Source organism: Pradoshia sp. Z3_51, from assembly GCF_058215915.1.
Map to the genome: position 1 here is coordinate 24,741 of NZ_JBZAJC010000018.1, position 19,220 is coordinate 43,960.

18 protein-coding genes are annotated in these 19,220 nt (G+C 37.9%); 1 reads left to right on the plus strand and 17 read right to left on the minus strand.

Features of this window, described 5'->3' with window-relative positions:
- Positions 1-83: 83 nt before the first annotated feature.
- The 17 genes from mfd to metG all read right to left on the minus strand — a co-directional run bounded on the left by mfd (position 84) and on the right by metG (position 18,398).
- The gene (mfd, locus tag AC4BHA_RS18615; protein ID WP_148631341.1) at positions 84-3,620 is read right to left on the minus strand and encodes a transcription-repair coupling factor; all 3,537 of its coding nucleotides are present in this window, start codon (positions 3,618-3,620) and stop codon (positions 84-86) included.
- A 116-nt stretch (positions 3,621-3,736) separates the two neighbouring features.
- Positions 3,737-3,967 (minus strand): anti-sigma-F factor Fin, encoded by a 231-nt coding sequence (gene fin, locus AC4BHA_RS18620; RefSeq protein WP_066103155.1) that lies wholly within the window; start codon positions 3,965-3,967, stop codon positions 3,737-3,739.
- 79 nt (positions 3,968-4,046) lie between these two features.
- Positions 4,047-4,610: an aminoacyl-tRNA hydrolase gene (gene pth / locus AC4BHA_RS18625; RefSeq protein WP_066103158.1), complete on the minus strand. Its 564-nt coding sequence runs from the start codon at positions 4,608-4,610 to the stop codon at positions 4,047-4,049.
- A gap of 212 nt (positions 4,611-4,822) precedes the next feature.
- Entirely contained in the window at positions 4,823-5,434 is a 612-nt protein-coding gene (locus tag AC4BHA_RS18630; protein ID WP_066103161.1) for a 50S ribosomal protein L25/general stress protein Ctc, read from the minus strand.
- Positions 5,435-5,576: 142 nt separating this feature from the next.
- Positions 5,577-6,530: a ribose-phosphate diphosphokinase gene (locus AC4BHA_RS18635; protein ID WP_066103164.1), complete on the minus strand. Its 954-nt coding sequence runs from the start codon at positions 6,528-6,530 to the stop codon at positions 5,577-5,579.
- 15 nt (positions 6,531-6,545) lie between these two features.
- Positions 6,546-7,919 carry a bifunctional UDP-N-acetylglucosamine diphosphorylase/glucosamine-1-phosphate N-acetyltransferase GlmU gene (gene glmU / locus AC4BHA_RS18640; RefSeq protein WP_066103167.1) on the minus strand — a complete coding sequence of 458 codons (1,374 nt, stop codon included), beginning with the start codon at positions 7,917-7,919 and terminating at the stop codon, positions 6,546-6,548.
- Between the two features lie 204 nt (positions 7,920-8,123).
- Positions 8,124-8,417 carry a septation regulator SpoVG gene (spoVG, locus tag AC4BHA_RS18645; protein WP_066103170.1) on the minus strand — a complete coding sequence of 98 codons (294 nt, stop codon included), beginning with the start codon at positions 8,415-8,417 and terminating at the stop codon, positions 8,124-8,126.
- A 168-nt stretch (positions 8,418-8,585) separates the two neighbouring features.
- Positions 8,586-9,407: a pur operon repressor gene (gene purR / locus AC4BHA_RS18650; RefSeq protein WP_066103173.1), complete on the minus strand. Its 822-nt coding sequence runs from the start codon at positions 9,405-9,407 to the stop codon at positions 8,586-8,588.
- Between the two features lie 53 nt (positions 9,408-9,460).
- A complete protein-coding gene (ispE, locus tag AC4BHA_RS18655) occupies positions 9,461-10,330 on the minus strand; it encodes a 4-(cytidine 5'-diphospho)-2-C-methyl-D-erythritol kinase (RefSeq protein ID WP_490559046.1) in 870 nt (289 codons plus the stop codon).
- Between the two features lie 188 nt (positions 10,331-10,518).
- Complete coding sequence (locus AC4BHA_RS18660) at positions 10,519-10,674, minus strand: small, acid-soluble spore protein, alpha/beta type (protein WP_066103234.1); 156 nt, start codon at positions 10,672-10,674, stop codon at positions 10,519-10,521.
- A gap of 137 nt (positions 10,675-10,811) precedes the next feature.
- On the minus strand, positions 10,812-11,069 hold the full coding sequence (gene veg, locus AC4BHA_RS18665; protein ID WP_066103179.1) for a biofilm formation stimulator Veg: 258 nt from the start codon (positions 11,067-11,069) through the stop codon (positions 10,812-10,814).
- A 483-nt stretch (positions 11,070-11,552) separates the two neighbouring features.
- The gene (yabG, locus tag AC4BHA_RS18670) at positions 11,553-12,449 is read right to left on the minus strand and encodes a sporulation peptidase YabG (RefSeq protein ID WP_066103182.1); all 897 of its coding nucleotides are present in this window, start codon (positions 12,447-12,449) and stop codon (positions 11,553-11,555) included.
- A 131-nt stretch (positions 12,450-12,580) separates the two neighbouring features.
- Positions 12,581-13,462: a 16S rRNA (adenine(1518)-N(6)/adenine(1519)-N(6))-dimethyltransferase RsmA gene (gene rsmA, locus AC4BHA_RS18675; protein ID WP_066103185.1), complete on the minus strand. Its 882-nt coding sequence runs from the start codon at positions 13,460-13,462 to the stop codon at positions 12,581-12,583.
- Positions 13,455-14,015: a ribonuclease M5 gene (gene rnmV / locus AC4BHA_RS18680; RefSeq protein WP_490559047.1), complete on the minus strand. Its 561-nt coding sequence runs from the start codon at positions 14,013-14,015 to the stop codon at positions 13,455-13,457. The genes rsmA and rnmV overlap by 8 nt, the downstream gene beginning before the upstream one ends.
- Before the next feature lie 163 nt (positions 14,016-14,178).
- A complete protein-coding gene (locus AC4BHA_RS18685; protein ID WP_316246012.1) occupies positions 14,179-15,396 on the minus strand; it encodes a resuscitation-promoting factor in 1,218 nt (405 codons plus the stop codon).
- A 173-nt stretch (positions 15,397-15,569) separates the two neighbouring features.
- Positions 15,570-16,337 carry a TatD family hydrolase gene (locus AC4BHA_RS18690; RefSeq protein ID WP_066103192.1) on the minus strand — a complete coding sequence of 256 codons (768 nt, stop codon included), beginning with the start codon at positions 16,335-16,337 and terminating at the stop codon, positions 15,570-15,572.
- Positions 16,338-16,430: 93 nt separating this feature from the next.
- On the minus strand, positions 16,431-18,398 hold the full coding sequence (metG, locus tag AC4BHA_RS18695) for a methionine--tRNA ligase (protein ID WP_066103195.1): 1,968 nt from the start codon (positions 18,396-18,398) through the stop codon (positions 16,431-16,433).
- A 503-nt stretch (positions 18,399-18,901) separates the two neighbouring features.
- On the opposite strand from metG, the gene abrB reads away from it, so the two are divergent.
- Positions 18,902-19,192: a transition state genes transcriptional regulator AbrB gene (gene abrB, locus AC4BHA_RS18700; RefSeq protein ID WP_139063808.1), complete on the plus strand. Its 291-nt coding sequence runs from the start codon at positions 18,902-18,904 to the stop codon at positions 19,190-19,192.
- Positions 19,193-19,220 lie beyond the last annotated feature (28 nt).

Below are 19,220 nucleotides of genomic sequence, written 5' to 3' on the forward strand. Positions count from 1 at the left end.
AAAATTTTTTCTTTATGTATCACCATAAAAAGGAGGGCATTGGTACACTTGATTGCTTTAAAAAGCACATAGTTCACATTTTACTATTCAGTCTTTTCTTTAACCTTTTTGTTACGTTCCAACTCAGAAACTAATTCAAAGGCAGCATTGAGCCAGTCCTGAACCGGTACTTTCTTTACGTAAAGAACCATTTTCAAGCGATTAGCCTCCATACCCAGTCCGACCATACGACCAAACTTTGAAGCAGATCTGAATAATACATGTCCATCAATTTCTTTACTTGTTTTTTCAGAGGTGATAATAGTAACTTCATCTTTTGTTTGTTTAATTAATTCTACACCTGCCCGAATGGCAAGAACTTTAATTTCTGCAATTTTAAACAGGTAGGTAACTTCTTGTGGAAATTCTCCAAATCGGTCAAGCATTTCCTCCTGAAGTTCATCCAATTCCTCAGAAGTTGATATGCTTCTGAAACGTTTGTACATTTCGATTTTTTGATTGCCGTCAGAAATATAAGAATCCGGAATATATGCATCTACTTTAAGATCAATTTCAATCAGATTATGGACTTCTTTATTGGTATCCCCTTTTCGTTCCTGAATTGCCTCTTTGAGCATTTGGGAATAAAGGTCAAATCCAACAGAATCGATAAAGCCATGCTGCTCCGCACCCAAAAGATTACCTGCACCTCGAATGGTCAGATCCCTCATTGCTATTTTAAAGCCTGAACCCAACTCTGTAAATTCCTTTATTGCCTGCAATCTTCTTTCTGCAACCTCTGTCAATACCTTATCCTGCCGATAAGTAAAATACGCATATGCTACACGATTGGATCTTCCAACCCTTCCCCGTAGTTGATATAACTGGGATAAGCCCATCCTGTCTGCATCATAAACGATGAGTGTATTTACATTAGGAATATCCACTCCAGTCTCAATTATGGTAGTACTTACCAACACATCAGCCTCACCCTCAAGGAAACTGTACATGACAGATTCAAGCTCACTTTCTGTCATTTTTCCATGCGCAGTCACGATTTTGGCATCCGGGATTAGCATCGACAGCTCTTCAGCTCTTCTTTCAATATCTTCTACACGGTTATACAGATAGTATACCTGTCCTCCTCTTGCCATCTCCCGCTCAATTGCCTCCCGTGCTAGCATCGGATTATATTCCATTACATAGGTTTGCACAGGGAAACGATTTTCCGGAGGTGTCTCAATTACTGAAAGATCCCTCACACCAAGCATGGACATATGCAAGGTTCTTGGTATTGGGGTAGCTGTCAGAGTCAGAACATCTACATTTGTTTTTAGTTGTTTAATTTTTTCTTTATGTGTTACACCAAATCGTTGCTCTTCATCTACAACAAGTAAACCAAGATCTCGATAAACGATGTCCTTAGATAAAATTCTATGTGTTCCAATAACCACATCAACTGTTCCGTTTTTTAGACCTTTAATTGTTTCATTCTGCTGTTTTCTTGTTCTGAATCTACTTAAAAGGCCGATGTTGATTGGGAAATCCTGAAACCTTTCACGCATGGTCTCATAGTGCTGCTGTGCAAGAATGGTAGTTGGCACTAAAAAGGCAACCTGTTTACCATCAGCAACAGCTTTAAATACTGCCCGAATGGCAACCTCAGTCTTCCCATATCCTACATCACCGCATAGTAAACGATCCATTGGACGTTCACGTTCCATATCCTTCTTGATTTCAACAATAGATCTCAGCTGATCTTCTGTTTCCTTATATGGAAAAGAGGCTTCGAAATCCTTCTGCATTTCTCCATCCGGCATAAAAGCATAGCCCTTCGCGGTCTCTCGTTCTGCATATAATTTGATTAGATCATCAGCTATATCCTGGACCGTTGATTGAACCTTACTTTTTACGCGTGTCCAATCATTACCGCCAAGCTTATACATCTTAGGTTCTTTACCTTCTGAACCAACATATTTCTGAATCAGGTCAATTTGATCTACTGGCACATAAAGCTTATCAGTTCCCTGATAGCGAATATGAAGATAATCTTTATGAATTCCATTAATCTCTAATGTTTCAATACCAATAAACTTCCCTATCCCGTGATTTACATGGACAACATAATCGCCAGGCTTCAATTCCGAATAATTTTTTATACGTTCGGCATTGGACATTTTTTGCCTTCTGGCTGATTTTCTTGTTCGCTTATTAAACAGTTCTTTCTCCGTAATGAGTGCTAGTCTCTGCATAGGAAGCTCGAATCCAGTCAGTAGCTGCCCCTCCATAATTTGCAGGGATTCTATCTTAATATCATCTTTATTTTGTACAAAGCTTGCATCGACTTCGTAATCCTCTAGGATACGCTCTATTCTCTTGACCCGCTCCTCATCGGCACCCATAAGAACAACTGTGTATTTTCCTTTTTTCCAGCGTTCTACCTCAGCTTTAAATAAATTCATCTGCCCATGGAAATCCTGCATTTGCTTGCAGCTGATATTTACGATGTTTTGAGGGCTTGTTTGAGGTACATGCCTTAAAAACAATGACATATAAATATGCGGATATTTATGTTGACTCATAAGTGAAGAGAGTGAATGAGATAGAGTAATATCATGAATAATTTTCCCCTCATCAAGTAGAGTTGTATAATATTCAGCCTCTTCTTTATCCAGCTGTTCACCCATCTCCTGAATTCTGCTGATTTCATCAAAAATGACGATACTCTCTGTCGGAATATAATCTAGCAAACTAGCCTGTTTATCATAGGCCAGTGACATATATTGAGTGATATGGTCAAACTTATTCCCGCTTCTAAGCATTTCAATTTCATGCTCGATTTGCTGAACCATCCGCTGTTGTGCATCTGCATTTTTAATCTTCTTTAAGGATTGGCTTAAGCCGGCTTCTAAATGCTCTGCTATTTTAGCCACATTGCCCTTATTCAAAATAATTTCATTGACCGGGCTGATAAATGCCTTTTCTACCTTTTGTAGCGATTTTTGATCTTCAGCTGAAAATATACGAATGGAATCAATCTCTGTATCAAACAATTCAATCCGGAAAGGGTTTTCTTCTGTCAGAGGATAGATATCCAATATTCCGCCTCTAAGAGAAAACTCACCTGGAGTCGATACCATATCCGTTCTCGAATATCCAAGCGAGATTAAATTCTCCAATACGCTCTCGATATTCAGATCATCGCCCACATTCCATTCAATCAAGGATTCCTTCCAAACAGAACGAGGTGGAAGCACCTTTTTAATACCGGAAATCGGAGCAATAATAACTCCGCCTTTTTCCTCTGTTGCAAGATAATTAAGTGTTTCTATTCTCTGTGTACGCAGTTCAGGACTGGCAATACTTAATTCAGCAGCAATCAATTCATTTGCTGGAAATAGAAATACTTTATTTTTATTTAAAATCGACGTTAGGTCTTCATATACTTTTTGGGCATGTAAAAGATTCGGTACCACCACTAGAAGGGGCCGATTTGTTTGTTCATATAGCGCTGCCATAAAGAGAGAACGCGAAGAACCTGTTAAACCGGCTAATAATTGTTCCTTCAGACCTTCCTGTAGCCCATCTGTAATGGATCGAATATCTTTGTTATCTGTAAGTAGTTGCTGCAATTTATTCATATAATCCGTCCTCCCTTCAGCCTTCTACATAATTTATATATTTATAGTTGGTCTGCTATGTGAAAATAATAAACAGAAAAACGCTTTGGAATTTTCATCCAAAGCAGTCCACTGTCTTATTGTATTAAGTGTTCAAGCAAATGATAGTCTGGATTTTGATCCAGCGTATTCTGGCAGCTTTCACAAATTGATCGAATGCGAATAGTTCCATTCTCACCATATTCAATAATCTCTTTTCTTTCCTCGGTTGAAAGAAAATCATAAACCGATTGATATAATTCATCCTGCTGTTCGCTAATCTCACCTAAAGTGTGCCCACAGTGCCTGCAGCAATAATGTAGCGTCATATCATACCCTCCGCTTTATTATATACCGCTAGTATGCACCATTATCTTATTGTTTATTCAGTCTAGTGGATGGATATGATTATTGCCCATTAAATGAGTTCATTACCTTTAAAAATGGCTCATTAAGCCATTGATCGCAGACTTTTAAGGATTTATCAATTGCCTCCTTCATGATTTCCCATTCATCATCCTTGAAATTGGTTAAAACGTAATCGGGTACGGGAATTCTTCCTTCCGGCCTGCCAATTCCAACTCTTATACGGTTAAAACTATCTCCGCCCAAATGCTGGATGGTTGATTTCATCCCATTATGACCGCCGGCGCTTCCCTTTTGTCTGAGTCGAACTTTACCCCTTGGTAAATCAAGATCATCATAGATGACTGCAATATCATCCAGACCTATTTTATAAAAACGGGCTAACGGAGCAATGGCTTCCCCCGAAAGATTCATATATGTCAATGGCTTTAATAAAACGACCTTTTCTCCATTAACGGTTCCTGTTCCATATAAGCCATTATATTTACTTTGATTCATTTTAATATTCCAGCGTTCAGCCAAATAATCAATGATTAAAAACCCGATATTATGACGTGTTCGCTCATACTGTGATCCTGGGTTTCCAAGACCTACAATCAACTTCATACCTTTACACATCCTTGTGAATATCAAACTAATTAGTTTCCTCTTAACATTTTATACTGTTTCATCCTCAAAGGAAAATAAGGATAACAAAAATTTGTGATTTTTTTAGCATGTCCTCTTCTCTTTTTTGTCATGATAAAAAAGGCTGCTGAGAATCGACAATTCTCAACAACCTTCTTATTTCACAACCTATATTGCTCATCAGTATAAACTTAGTCTTCTTTATTATTCGTTGTCTCAGCACTTTCTTTTTCTACAGCATCATCATCCATTTCAACTGTAGGAGGAAGGATGGATGCAACGACTTCATCTTCATCCTGTGAAATGGTATAAGAACCATCTACATTTAAATCAGCGATGATAATGGAATCACCAATTTTTAAATCAGAAACGTCATATTCGATTGAGCCTGGAATATCATCAGGCTTAGAGGATACTGTTACTGTGTGCAGAGTTTGTTGCAGCATACCTCCGGATTTCACTCCTTCTGCCTGTCCAACAAGATCAATTCGCACCTCTACATCCATTTCCTGCGACATATTCACGATTAAAAAGTCAGCGTGCACAATATTCCCTTTTATAGGATCTTGTTGATACTCTGTAAGCATTACCTTTTCCTTACTTCCATTTATCTCAAGCGATAGTACGCCATTGCGTCCACTTTCTTTAATCGCCTTTAAAAAACTACTTTCTTCTACAAATATTGTCTTCGCTTCTTTTTCCTTCCCATATACAACTGCAGGGAAATTACCTTCTGATCTTAATTTTCTTAAAGATGAGTTTTTCAAATCTGTTCGTTCACTTACTGTTAAAGTTGTAACCATTTTGCTTCACCATCCTAATCTATTTTAAATATCACCCTTTCATATTCCCTAATCTCCTGAATTCGAAACAATTCACTTATCACTATGGGTAAGTTACATTGAATGATAACTAAAAGAAGTCTGCCTTATGGCAGACTTCTGATCAATCGAATAATGTACTTACTGATTGTTCCTCATGAACACGGATAATTGCCTCTCCAATTAAAGAAGCCACTGATAGATTTACGATCTTATCAATTCTTTTTTCTTCTGGTAGTGCAATGGTGTTTGTAACAGCCAGTTCTTTAATTTTGGAGCTTTGAATTCTTTCAATTGCCGGACCTGATAGTACTGGATGTGTACAGCAGGCATATACTTCTTTTGCTCCATTTGCAATCAACGCATTGGCAGCGAGTGTAATCGTACCGGCAGTATCAATAATATCATCAATTAAGATAGCTGTTTTTCCTTCAATGTTGCCAACAATATTCATTACTTCTGCAACATTTGGTCTTGGACGGCGTTTATCAATAATAGCAATAGGTGCTTTTAAGCGATCAGCCATTTTACGGGCTCTTGTTACTCCGCCATGATCCGGAGATACAATAACGATATCCTCCAAATTCTTCTGTTGGAAATAATCCGCAAGAATTGGCACACCCATTAAGTGATCAATCAGAATATCAAAGAATCCTTGAATTTGAGGAGCATGAAGATCAAGTGTAATGACACGTGATGCCCCTGCTGTTTCCAATAAATTAGCTACAAGCTTGGCTGTAATAGGTTCACGTGCTCTTGCTTTTCTATCTTGACGCGCGTAACCATAATAAGGCATAACAATATTAATGGTCTTAGCAGACGCTCTTTTCAGCGCATCAATCATAATTAGCAGCTCCATTAGATGTTCATTTACAGGCTGACTTGTTGATTGAATGACATAAACATCACATCCGCGAATACTTTCTTCAATATTGATTTGTACTTCACCATCGCTAAATTGCGACACTGTGCATTTTCCTAATTCAACGCCAATCTCTTTAGCAATTTCTTCTGCTAATCCGGGATTCGAATTAAGAGAAAAAACCTTTAAATTAGGATCTAAATATCGATTTGACATTATGGGCCTCCAAGACTATTTTTTAAGATTTAACTTGCCTACATAATTTTCTTTGTTTACCTGACGTGCACGGGCAACTGATAATGCCTCACCTGGAACATCTTTCGTAATCGTTGAACCAGCGGCAACATATGCTCCCTTTCCTACAGTTACAGGAGCAACCAGGTTCGAGTTACAACCGATAAAAGCTCCGTCTTCAATCGTAGTCAGGAATTTATTTTTACCATCATAATTTACCGTGATGCTTCCGCATCCAACATTTACACCTTCTCCAACAATTGCATCTCCTAAGTAACTTAAATGAGATGCCTTGCTTCCTTTACCAAAGGTGGTTTTTTTGATTTCAACAAAGTTCCCAATTTTAACATCGTCCATAATATTGGATTGAGGACGAATGTGGGCGAAAGGTCCTATTTGAACCTCAGATCCAATTTGGCTATCATGTGCAACCGATTGGCGAATAACCGTATTATCTCCGATATTACAATTTTCGATTTCCGTATTCGGCCCTATTTTACAGCCGCTTCCTATTACTGTATGACCAGTAATAGTCGTACCTGGATATATATATGAGTCCGTTCCTATTTGTACATCCTTATGGATATATGTGTTTTCTGGATCTACAATAGTGACTCCATTACGCATATGCTGTTCATTAATACGACGCTTCATATATGTTTCTGCCTGAGACAGTGCTACTCGATCATTAATACCTAGCGTTTCTGCAAAATCAGGTGTCTCATATGCAGAAATAATTTCTCCCTGTTTCTTTAGTATCTCAATAACATCCGGTAAATAGTATTCACCCTGTGCATTATGATTAGAAACATTCTTTAAGCAATCAAATAAGAGCTTATTATCAAAACAGTAAGTGCCAGTGTTAATCTCTTCAATAAGCAATTCTTCTTCAGTTGCATCTTTATGTTCTACAATTTTCTCAACCAAGCCCTCTTTGTTTCGCACGATACGACCATAACCAGCAGGATTGGTTGTTCGTGCCGTGAGGATTGTAGCTTTTGCTTTTTGCTCAGCATGCAGATTTAATAATGCATCTAACGTTTCTGCTGTAATAAGAGGTGTATCTCCGCAAATCACAAGAGTTGTGCCTTCTTCACTACCAAGTAGGTCCTGTGCTTGCATAACCGCATGGGCAGTTCCTAATTGTTCTGCTTGCAGTGCATATTCAGTCTTGTCCTTTAAGACTGACTTAACCTCTTCAGCGCCATGACCAATAATCGTTACAATTTTCTCCGCCTTAATGGATGATACGTTATCTATAACATGTTCTACCATCGGCTTGCCGCATACGGGATGTAATACTTTATATAAGCTGGATTTCATTCTCGTCCCTTTTCCCGCAGCTAGTATTACAGCATTTCGGTTCGTCATGATTGCCCTCCGTTTACCTTTTTATCCATTACGAATATACCTTAACTCCATGTTCTTTTCAAGAAGTGGAGTCAAAACCATGAATTAATTTATAAATTTGTGAAGAGAAATGCACTGGAGAGTATTAGAGGAATTTGTGAAGAAAAATAAAAAAGAGCCTCTCAGATGGTCGGCTCTAGATGTTGATTTTAAATTTTCTATCTATTAAGATGCTCCTGCTCCTTCTAACTCTACCTCTTCCATTTCACCAATACGGTGATACTCGGCAAGAACAGCTTCCTGGATTTTACCGCGCGTTCCAGAATTGATTGGATGAGCGATATCACGGAACTCTCCATCTGGTGTGCGTTTGCTTGGCATTGCCACAAACAGGCCATTATTCCCATCTATAACTCGAATATCATGAACAACAAATTCATTATCCAAAGTAATGGATGCAATCGCCCTCATTCTACCATCTGTATTGACGCGGCGTAATCTTACGTCAGTCACTTCCATCTATGTCACCACCTTTTATAATGCGAATTACTAAACTATTTCCACAAAAATTATGATATTCCTTCTTTTTTTTGAAAAATATAGAAATAATTGTGAAACTTTTTAATAACTGAATATAATCGCAGTATAAAAGGCACTGAACATCCAATCGGTTATGCCGATTACTTCCTACTTAGATCGGAAGAAATTCCCTTTATTTACCTTAATTGTTTTGTCCTTCATATTCACATCCGTCAATTTAATCAAAGATAGGTACTCATCGACAAGACGCTCCTCAGAATTTTCAGCTTCAACTAACACAGCAATCCCTGCTACATTTGCATCAAATTCCTCAATTAAGTTAATCATACCGTTTACGGTTCCGCCGGCTTTCATGAAGTCATCCACAATCAAAACCTTCGAATCCCTTTTAAGACTTTTCTTCGACAAGACCATTGTTTGAATTCTTTTATTTGAGCCTGACACATAATTAATGCTTAATGTCGGGCCTTCTGTTACTAATGAATCTCTTCTGACAATAACCACCGGAACATTTAAATAGTGAGCTACTGAATATGCTAAAGGAATACCTTTTGTTGCTACTGTCATAACAACGTCAATATTTTGGTTTGCATAATGTGAGGCAATTAGTTTTCCTACGTTACCAATTATTTTTGGCTGACCCAAAATATCCGTCATATAAAGGTAGCCGCCTGGTAACAGCCTTTCCGGTGTCTCCATCAAAGCACATAAATCCTTGATGATTTGGTCAGATTCCTCCATACTCACGCCAATAATATACTTTACTCCGCCTGCCGCTCCAGGGACAGTAACCAACGTTCCATTCCCCATTGCTTCCAAGGTCTGTTTAATAATCACGAGATCCTCACTGATAGAAGATTTCGCAGATTGATATCTTTCTGAGAAAAAGGATAGTGGAATAAGGGTGGAGGGATGATCCATCAAATAGGTTGTCATATCTACAAGACGTTCACTTCTGCGCAATTTCATTTTTACCCCCAGAACACGAATATTTTATTATGATTTTATATTAATGTCCGTGCTTATTCAATATCCAGCCTGTTTCCAAGCAGGCGAACTGCATAAACATGTTCACAAAAACCCATTAACCCATTATAAATCCTTTGCATACGTGAATCATGTTCAACCAAGCCAAATACTGTAGGTCCGCTTCCACTCATTAACACAGCGTCAGCTCCGAACCTGCTCATTTGTTCCTTAATCATTTTCACTTCAGGATACATTTTTAACGTTACACTCTCTAAAACGTTTCCCATACTTTGACACATAGCCTCATAATTTTGATTATATATAGACTCTACCATTGAATTTATATTAGGGTGTGCCAATTCATTTATCTTCAAATTACGATAGACATCTGCTGTAGATACCCCTATTGTCGGCTTCGCCAAAACTACCCAGCAGTTTGGAGGTGCTGGCAGATGCTCAATTCTTTCTCCCCTGCCTCTTGCGATTGCTGTACCACCATGCACACAAAATGATACATCTGATCCTATCTCAGCTCCAAGCTCTGCAAGCTGGTCCATAGAAAGGCCAAGGTTCCAAATACGGTTTAACCCTCTTAATGTTGCTGCAGCATCACTGCTGCCACCTGCAAGACCTGCTGCCACAGGGATATGTTTATCAATGATTATTTCAATACCTGTATTAATCTCGTATTTCTTTTTCAATAATGCTGCTGCCTGATAAGCTAAATTCCGACTATCATCCGGCACATAGCGGTTATGCGAGTTAATTTTTATGGTATTGTTATTTAGTTCCATCAGTTCGATCCGATCTGCTAAATCGACATTCGTCATAACCATTTCAACTTCATGGAAGCCATCTTCCCTTTTATATAAAACATCCAGTGCCAAGTTAATCTTAGCAGGTGCTTTCTCCATCCATTTCATTCTGTTCACCTACTTATCCTTTTGTTACCTTCTCACATTGTACATTTTCGTAACACCAATCGCCACTATTCGTATAAATTTTTCTCTTTAATTTGTGGCGAACAAGAAAACCCCAGGATATAAATCCCTGGGGTTTAATTGCCGTACCGAACAAGTATTAGTTTTCGGAAAGTCGAATGTCACAGCATTTATGATCGATTGGCTAATTGCTGCTCTGCTATTTCAATTGCCCTTTTCACCATATTCCCTGCATCAACGGCTCTAATTCCGCCCCATCCTTCTTTCTGCACTACATCCCAGAAACCAAGTTCCTTAGCAAGCTCTTCTTTAAACTTTTCAGACATCATACCTCTTCTGCCCAAGTTTAACAGCTCCTTTTTATCGGTACGACCTTTATATCATTTATCTAAAACTAAATTTCATAACAGCCAATATATTCATGTAGGCAAATAAAAAAGCAGAGAACTATTGTTCACTGCCGTTACGCCATTTTTCCTGATGTCTCTTCAGTAAATGTTAATTCTACCGTTTCTGTTAATACATCTGCATAGCTGTATGAAACTCTTTCAAAAGAGTTCTCATCCTGATCTAATTCGACAACGAATACTGAGGGATAAGTTTCAGCTAATACACCTGAACGTTCGATAGTTTTTCTTCTACCGCCATTCGCTTTGAGTAGCAACTTCTGTCCCAAATGGGAATCCAAAATCTGTTTAATATCATTCAAACTTTTTGGCATGCTTCGTCCACCTCACTAAAAGTAGTATATCACATAGACTAATGACGGTCAAATAAAATAATAAATTATATCAGTGATCAAATTTGTTTGTCAATGTTTTTCACAAGAAAAATACCGTTTTTTTCTCTCTTTTATTCTACCCTATTCGACAGATAGATATGTATGTAAATTCCAATTACATTATGTTTAAGATTATAGAGGGGATAAATGATTTATTTTGTTGAATAAAACTATCTTGGAGAGCCACTTCTACAAAACATTCTACCCTTCACTAAACACGAGTCAGCGGAATCAATTTAGCAGGGATCAATACTGACTTTATCCCTTTATCTGGTGAATATAAAAAAAGCACCGATCATTAACCATCGGTACTTTTGGCATTAGCAATCATTCTGTTAAGAATCTGCTTATAAATAGTACTAATTCAAGAGTTGAGAGATAGGTAAGAACCTTTTAAAAAACCATATGATATGGGTTAGACAATCAGTCATCTGTTTCAAGCTTTTCCTTCGCCTCGTTTGTATGATAAGGCATTCCGATTCTAAGAACACCCTTCGATTCAACTCCTCCAAGCCCTTTCTCACCCGTTAAAGTATTACGAAGAACCTCCCATACATTCACATGATCCATAAAAGGCGTAAGACTTATCTTTCCAACAATATAAACCGGATCTAATGCATGGATATTCACACGGGAAGGAGAACTGGCAAAATTAGCACCAGCAACGATTAATGATTCAAAATGAGATTGGCAAGCACCTGCAAAGATAACTAAATGGTCCAAATGGTGAATTTTTTTCCTAGCCTCCTTGACGGCCATTACGAAGTCCTTTGAATGCCTATATGCATTTATATCATTAATGGCTCCTTTAGACTTCGAATAGGAATCATGGCCTGTGATGACAAGGATATCAGGCCTGTATTGATCCAATAATTCTCCAACCTTATAAGGCATTTCACGCTCCTTACAATGTTCTCCGTGTACAGGAATTCCAATGCGCTTATAAAGGGTCAGGCATTTCTCCAAATAACTAGGATCTCCATCAAGATGCAGCACCTTTCCAGGGATTTGAAAATAATCAACAGGCTGTCGGTACCCATCTGTGACTTCATATTCTTTTTTATGACGCAATCGCTCAAATTCCTGTGATATAAGATGATTTGATTGATTCACCAAAGTATCTGTATACATATTTCTTGTAGCTCTCTCATCTTCGCCTATTACTTTTAGATCCGAGAGGGGTGCATCTGCTTCCAAACGTATATCTTCACCAAATATGATCGCAATTTTTCCGCCATCATGCTCCAAAATATCTATAACACGAAAATAGATATCGCAATCATATGATTTCCGACCAACTATATCATTAACCTTTATCATGAAAGCCTCACTCCATATTATGTCACTGCAACTAATCAATGGATTCAACATAGGCTATGCAGATCAAGGGTCAGATGTGAAGACAGAAAAAAGCCAGATCAACTTGAACTGGCTTTTTTTGCTTTATATATTTATTTAAAATGAGGTTTAAGAGCATTACTCAAATCGGCAAACTCTTGCAGAGATAATGTCTCTCCTCTTCTAATCGGATCTATACCCGCAGCTTCCAGCCCTTGGAGAATCAGTTCCTTTCTTGCTTTTCCATCAGGAAGCTGGGAAACTAAGTTATTTAAAATCGTTTTTCTTCTTTGAGCAAAACTTGCCCTCGTAATTTCAAAAAAGAAACCTTCGTCTTCAACCTCTACAGCCGGTTTATCTCTGACCTTTAGATGGATAACAGCAGAATCTACATTAGGCTGCGGCACAAATACCGTTTTCGGTACAATCATGGCTACTGCAGCTGTTGTGTAATACTGGACTGCAATCGACAATGACCCATATTCTTTCGTTCCTGGAGCTGCTGCCATACGATCAGCAACTTCTTTTTGAAGCATAACCGTTATGCTTTCAAGGGGCAGACGTTCTTCAAGTAGTTTCATGATAATCGGCGTAGTAACGTAATATGGCAAGTTCGCTACAATATGAAGATCATCTACCTGACCAGTAAACTCCTCCTTAATCACTTTTGCTACGTCTGCTTTCAGTATATCCTCGTGAATAACTTGGATATTATCATAAGCTGAAAGAGTATCTTTTAAGATCGGCAAAAGGCGTTGATCTATTTCAAAGGCTACAACTTTCTTACAGTTCTTTGCTAATTGTTCTGTCAACGCGCCAATACCCGGCCCAATTTCTATTGCTCCGCTCTCTGAGTGGACACCCGAATGGTGAACAATATTTCGTAGTATGTTTGTATCAATTAAGAAGTTCTGGCCAAGACTCTTCTTAAAGGAGAATCCATATTTATCCAGTATTTCTCTTGTTTTAATTGGGGTTGCAATATCTTTATTCATTTATTTCCACTCCATTTATATGTTCGATTGCCTTCATGAGCTCTTCCTTTGAGATTCCAAACATCTTCAATCTTGTATATAGCTGTTTGCCATTTGCATAGCCGATATTCAGATATCGACCTAACTTTTCCCGTCTCTCAGCGGAACCTGGACCGCCAACTAAACCAAATAAGACCAAATCATCCTTACTGATTACTTCTTTTAATTCCGAATCCATTAGTTTCGCATTTTTTAATGCATCTCTGATGGCTTCATCAGACGCATGTTCAACACCCAGCCCACGCCCTGACTTATGGATAGCCAAGTGCTTTGGCAGAAACGCATGCTGGCATCCGGGTACTTCCTGTGAAATGATTTGTCTTATTCTCTCTCCCGGAAAGTCAGGATCAGTAAAAACAATCACTCCCCTGACCTTTTGCGCCAAGCGAATTTTATTTAATGTTTCCTGATTAATAGCTGAACCATTCGTTTCTATTGTATCAGCATTTAAAGCGCGTTTGATGGCCGTGGTGTCGTCTTTTCCTTCAACGACAATAATTTCTTTGATTTTCATTTTCCCTCCAAAAAATTTTATCTAAAATTTGTAATTTACAATTGATATATTTGTGTTATTTTTGTAATATTAATGTAATATTAATTTATTTACGGTTAACCCTGCCTATTATAACGTAAAAAAACAGCGGATACGAAATCCACTGTATAAATTACCGTAATATTTAACGAATAACTTTTATTTTGACCTTTTTTACACCCCAGTTATGGGCTTCGGCAGATGTAGGAACATAGACGTCAATTTTATTCCCATTTATGGCGCCACCTGTATCTCCTGCAACTGCATAACCATAGCCTTCTACATATACTCTTGAGCCAAGCGGTATTAGGTTAGGGTCAACAGCGATAACCTTTTTGTTCGGATTTGCACGCAGGTCAATGCCAACTGCAGTTTTACCCGAACAGCCATCACAGTCAACGGTATAGGCAGTAGCCGTAACATAATATTCATCACTATCACTAGCCTTCTGCACGTTCTTTTTTACATTAGACATTGGCTTTGCTATAGGTAGTTTTTGTTTTGTCCCAACGGAGATTACCTGATCAGTTTTTTCCTTAATAACATTTTCTGAAATCAGCTTTTTGGACACAACTTTCCCATTTTCTTTAATAAGCTCATATTTCTTACTTATGAGACCGTTAACGCCTTCAGTGGTTACTTTCTGTTTTCCTGAGGTTAATGCGGGATCATTTCGCTTGATAGTCTCATATGCAATCGGTTCTTCCACTACTTCCGTATCTTTTTCAACTCGTGTAATAGACAAGGATGCTTTCTTACTAAGCTGCTCGTTTATCCCAGGTTCAACACGGTCCAAATCACCAATATGTATATTGGCAGTATCTAAAAAGTCCTTCACAGGGGTCGAGACTGTCCATAGTATTTTTTCATTCTCACCATCAATTACGGTAACAGGAAAAGCCTTCTCAATATGTATGATCATACCGGCTTCTATCTTGTCATTCATATCATGGGACAGGAAATCCTCGTTCCTTAGCTGTATATTTTCCTCTTTTAAAACATCTTCAACTGTCTTCGCAGTCGTAGCAAAGCTCTGCTCTTTGTCATCTATTATGACCTTTATATCAACAGCAGGCTCCCACACAATGTGTAAATCATCTTTTATTTTAGTCGTTTCAGGTATACTGAGATAGTCCTTCGAATCTACTAATATGTCATGTTCTTCAAGTAATTCACTTATGGTATCAGCATGGGTTTTTACCTTTTGCTTTTCTCCATCCAGGCTCAGTGCCACTGTCTTCTTTGTTCCTTCAAAAAATAAAACTCCGGAAGCTAATAGAAATACAGCGATACTAGTCATCATTAATATTACCTTTGGCGTTTGCCGCGGCCTGGAAAATAGGTTTTTCATGTATTTATTCACGAAAAAATTACCCCCTTTTCACTGAATGCATTATATAAATATATAAATAGGCTTGTCAAATAATACCGCTCTCATGCTTATTAGAGTAAGGATTGTCTCGAAGCAGTTAATGACATCCAGTCTACCTATCCATATACGTATATTTTCATCCAATAAAATGGGGGAATCTGTCTTTAAATCAATTTAAAAAGTGTTTTGGCATTACTCATTGTTGCTTCAGCAACTTCCTCATAAGAAACTTCTTTCAACCTTGCTATTTCCTCAGCAACAAGTTTGACATAGCCTGGTTCATTTCGTTTCCCTCTAAACGGGTGAGGGGCTAAATAAGGACAATCGGTTTCAATCAATAATCTTTCCAACGGCACGGCCTTTGCAACCTCTTTGGGTTTAACTGCATTTTTGAATGTAACCGGTCCGCCTAAAGAAATATAAAAATTCATGTCTAAGCATACCTGTGCCGTTTCCACACTGCCGCTAAAGCAATGCATAATTCCGCCAACTTCTTCTGCATGCTCTTCCTTAAGGATCTCTACTACGTCCTCTGTAGCATCCCTGTTATGAATGATGATAGGAAGCTTAAGTTTTTTAGCAAGACGAATCTGACGGCGGAATACATCCTTTTGGATATCCTTCGGTGATTTGTCCCAATGATAGTCTAAGCCTATTTCTCCAATTGCCACCACTTTTGGATGCTTGGTCAGCTCCTCAATCCATTCAAGATATTCATCAGTTAGATCGATTGCATCTACCGGATGCCAACCAATCGCTGCATACATAAAGTCATAAGTTTCTATTAACTCCATTGCTCGTTTAATAGTCTTCTCATCAAAACCAACAACGATAACCCGCTCTACTCCATTCGCTTTGGCTCGACTGATAACTTCTTCCAAATCATTATCAAATTGCTCATCATTTAAATGCACATGTGTATCAAATAACAATGTTAGCACTCCTTTACCATTTGCCTAGAATACCTCTCTATACCCAAAACAATAGGGATGTTTCACATGTAACATCCCTACGTTCAAAATCAATTATTTAACCTGTGCCCCATTTGGTAGGGATTCCGCAATTGAGGCCAACGCTAATTGACCATCAAGACTACCAGCTAAAATCATCCCTTGAGATAGTACACCGCGAAGTTTAACCGGTTTTAAATTCGTTACGCAAATAACCTTCTTACCAGTCAATTCTTCTGGTTTGTAATGCTCCGCAATGCCAGAAACAACCTGACGCTGCTCATATCCAAGATCTAATTGAAGTTTTAACAGTTTGTCTGCTTTTGGCACGGGCTCAGCCTTTATTACTTGAGCTACTCTGAGCTCCACCTTTTTGAAATCATCAATCGTAATCTCTTCTACCTCTGTAGGTTGTTCGATTTCCTTTTTCGCTTCTTGGACCGGTGCAGCTGGTGCCGTGCTTTGCATCGCTTCCTTAATATAAGTAACTTCTTCCTCCATATCCAGGCGAGGGAAGATAGGCTGTCCTTTTTTAACAGTTGAATTTTCAGAGATCAATCCGAACTCTTTCAAGCTATCCCAGCTTTGTAATAAAGGATCCTGACAATCCAATTGTTCAAATATTTTTTCAGGAGTTACAGTTAGGAACGGCTTCAGCATGATAGCAACTCTTCTTAAGGATTCTGCTAAATGAACCATTACAGATGCCAACTCGTCAACTTTAGCTTCATCTTTCGCTAAGGCCCATGGTTGAGTTTCATCAATGTATTTATTTGTGCGGCTTACCAATTGCCATATAGTAGACAACGCAACAGAGAATTGCATATCATCCATTGCCTCTTCATATTTTACTACCGTTTCCTTATTAGCCTGCAGCAGCTGCTGATCAAATTCACGCTCTGACCCTTTATAAGCTGGTATTTTTCCTTCAAAGTACTTATTAATCATTGCAACAGTTCTGTTCAATAAGTTTCCAAGGTCATTGGCTAAATCAAAGTTAATTCTTTCAACGAAGCCTTCTGGAGTAAATACGCCATCCGCTCCGAATGGAACCTCACGCAATAAGTAATAACGAAGGGCATCCAAACCATATCGATCTATGAGCGTTACAGGATCTACAACATTCCCTTTAGATTTAGACATTTTGCCGTCTTTCATTAATAGCCAGCCATGTGCAAATACTTTTTTAGGAAGAGGTAGATCAAGTGCCATTAACATGATTGGCCAGTAAATAGTATGGAAACGAACGATTTCCTTACCAACCAAATGGACATCTGCCGGCCAATAATTCATGTACTTGGAGTCATCATCAGTACCGTAACCTAAAGCCGTAATATAATTAGATAATGCATCAATCCAAACATAGATAACATGCTTAGGATCACCCGGCACCTTTATGCCCCAGTCAAAAGTTGTTCTGGAAACAGCTAAATCCTCTAAACCAGGCTTTAAGAAGTTGTTAATCATCTCATTTTTGCGTGACTCCGGTTGAATGAACTCAGGGTTCTCTTCGTAAAACTTTAATAATCGGTCAGCATATTTACTCATTTTAAAGAAGTAGGATTCTTCTTTTACCTTTTCAACTGGACGTCCACAATCAGGACAATTGCCCTCTTCTACCTGACGATCTGTGAAAAATGATTCACATGGAGTGCAATACCAGCCTTCATATTGATCAAGATAAATATCGCCCTGATCAAGCAAGCGTTTAAAAATCTTCTCAACAACCTTCTTATGTCTTTCTTCAGTGGTTCTAATGAAATCATCATAAGAAATATCAAGCTTGTTCCATAGTATTTTGATGTCTCTGATCATACCATCAACATATTCCTGCGGGCTGATTCCTTTTTCTTCTGCCTTTTGCTGAATCTTTTGCCCATGTTCATCTGTACCAGTTAGGTACATAACATCATATCCACGCATTCTCTTATAACGAGCCATTGCATCTCCTGCAACTGTCGTATATGCATGTCCAATATGAAGATTTCCACTTGGATAGTAAATTGGGGTAGTAATATAAAAAGTATTTAATTTTTCCTTCATCTTTTCCACTCCTTAAAGGCCTTGCAATAAAGTACGTAAGATTTGCTTATAAATACATTACATAATAGTACATTATAAAGGAATTTTAATTATTTTTATACATATGAACCCGGGGCGCTTTTGGAAAATTTTATTACACTCATATATTGAAAGCTTTTTCACAAATAATTATTGTAGACAAGATGTATTAATTATATGAATATATTTAATTTTGTAATAAAATTACAAATATGCGCAAAATATATTTGATTTATTTTGAATCTTTTATAATTTATCGTCAATTTGTCCATGTAAATGATTCATTTAATGTAGATTTATGTAAATTTATATCGTTTTTTTACTGTTTTTTTCATAAAACCTCACTAAATATGGAATAAACTACTATTATTATGCAATCCAAAAACATTGACGGTTTTGGGAATGCTTGGTATTATGAAAACATCCTTAAATTTTGTCGAATAATGACGAATTTTATTAAAAAAATATTTTACTATGAGAGGAGTATTTTTATGAAATCCACAGGTATTGTACGTAAAGTAGATGAGCTTGGACGGGTGGTAATTCCAATTGAGCTTCGTCGTACTTTAGGAATCGCAGAAAAAGATGCTTTAGAAATTTATGTTGACGATGAAAAAATTATTCTAAAAAAATATAAGCCGAATATGACTTGCCAAGTTACAGGTGAAGTATCCGACAACAACTTCACACTTGCTGACGGTAAATTAATCCTTAGCCGTGAAGGAGCAGAACAGCTTCTTAAAGAGATTCAAGAAAACTTGGTTGTAAACAACTAATCAAAAAGCTTCCCTTTCGGGGAGCTTT

Coding starts and splice junctions, on each gene's coding strand:
- mfd (WP_148631341.1), bottom strand. CDS start 3,620: ATGAATAAATTGCAGCAACTACTTACAGATAACAAAGATATTCGATCC.
- fin (WP_066103155.1), bottom strand. CDS start 3,967: ATGACGCTACATTATTGCTGCAGGCACTGTGGGCACACTTTAGGTGAG.
- pth (WP_066103158.1), bottom strand. CDS start 4,610: ATGAAGTTGATTGTAGGTCTTGGAAACCCAGGATCACAGTATGAGCGA.
- AC4BHA_RS18630 (WP_066103161.1), bottom strand. CDS start 5,434: ATGGTTACAACTTTAACAGTAAGTGAACGAACAGATTTGAAAAACTCA.
- AC4BHA_RS18635 (WP_066103164.1), bottom strand. CDS start 6,530: ATGTCAAATCGATATTTAGATCCTAATTTAAAGGTTTTTTCTCTTAAT.
- glmU (WP_066103167.1), bottom strand. CDS start 7,919: ATGACGAACCGAAATGCTGTAATACTAGCTGCGGGAAAAGGGACGAGA.
- spoVG (WP_066103170.1), bottom strand. CDS start 8,417: ATGGAAGTGACTGACGTAAGATTACGCCGCGTCAATACAGATGGTAGA.
- purR (WP_066103173.1), bottom strand. CDS start 9,407: ATGAAATTGCGCAGAAGTGAACGTCTTGTAGATATGACAACCTATTTG.
- ispE (WP_490559046.1), bottom strand. CDS start 10,330: ATGAAATGGATGGAGAAAGCACCTGCTAAGATTAACTTGGCACTGGAT.
- AC4BHA_RS18660 (WP_066103234.1), bottom strand. CDS start 10,674: ATGTCTGAAAAGTTTAAAGAAGAGCTTGCTAAGGAACTTGGTTTCTGG.
- veg (WP_066103179.1), bottom strand. CDS start 11,069: ATGCCAAAAAGTTTGAATGATATTAAACAGATTTTGGATTCCCATTTG.
- yabG (WP_066103182.1), bottom strand. CDS start 12,449: ATGATAAAGGTTAATGATATAGTTGGTCGGAAATCATATGATTGCGAT.
- rsmA (WP_066103185.1), bottom strand. CDS start 13,462: ATGAATAAAGATATTGCAACCCCAATTAAAACAAGAGAAATACTGGAT.
- rnmV (WP_490559047.1), bottom strand. CDS start 14,015: ATGAAAATCAAAGAAATTATTGTCGTTGAAGGAAAAGACGACACCACG.
- metG (WP_066103195.1), bottom strand. CDS start 18,398: ATGAAGGAAAAATTAAATACTTTTTATATTACTACCCCAATTTACTAT.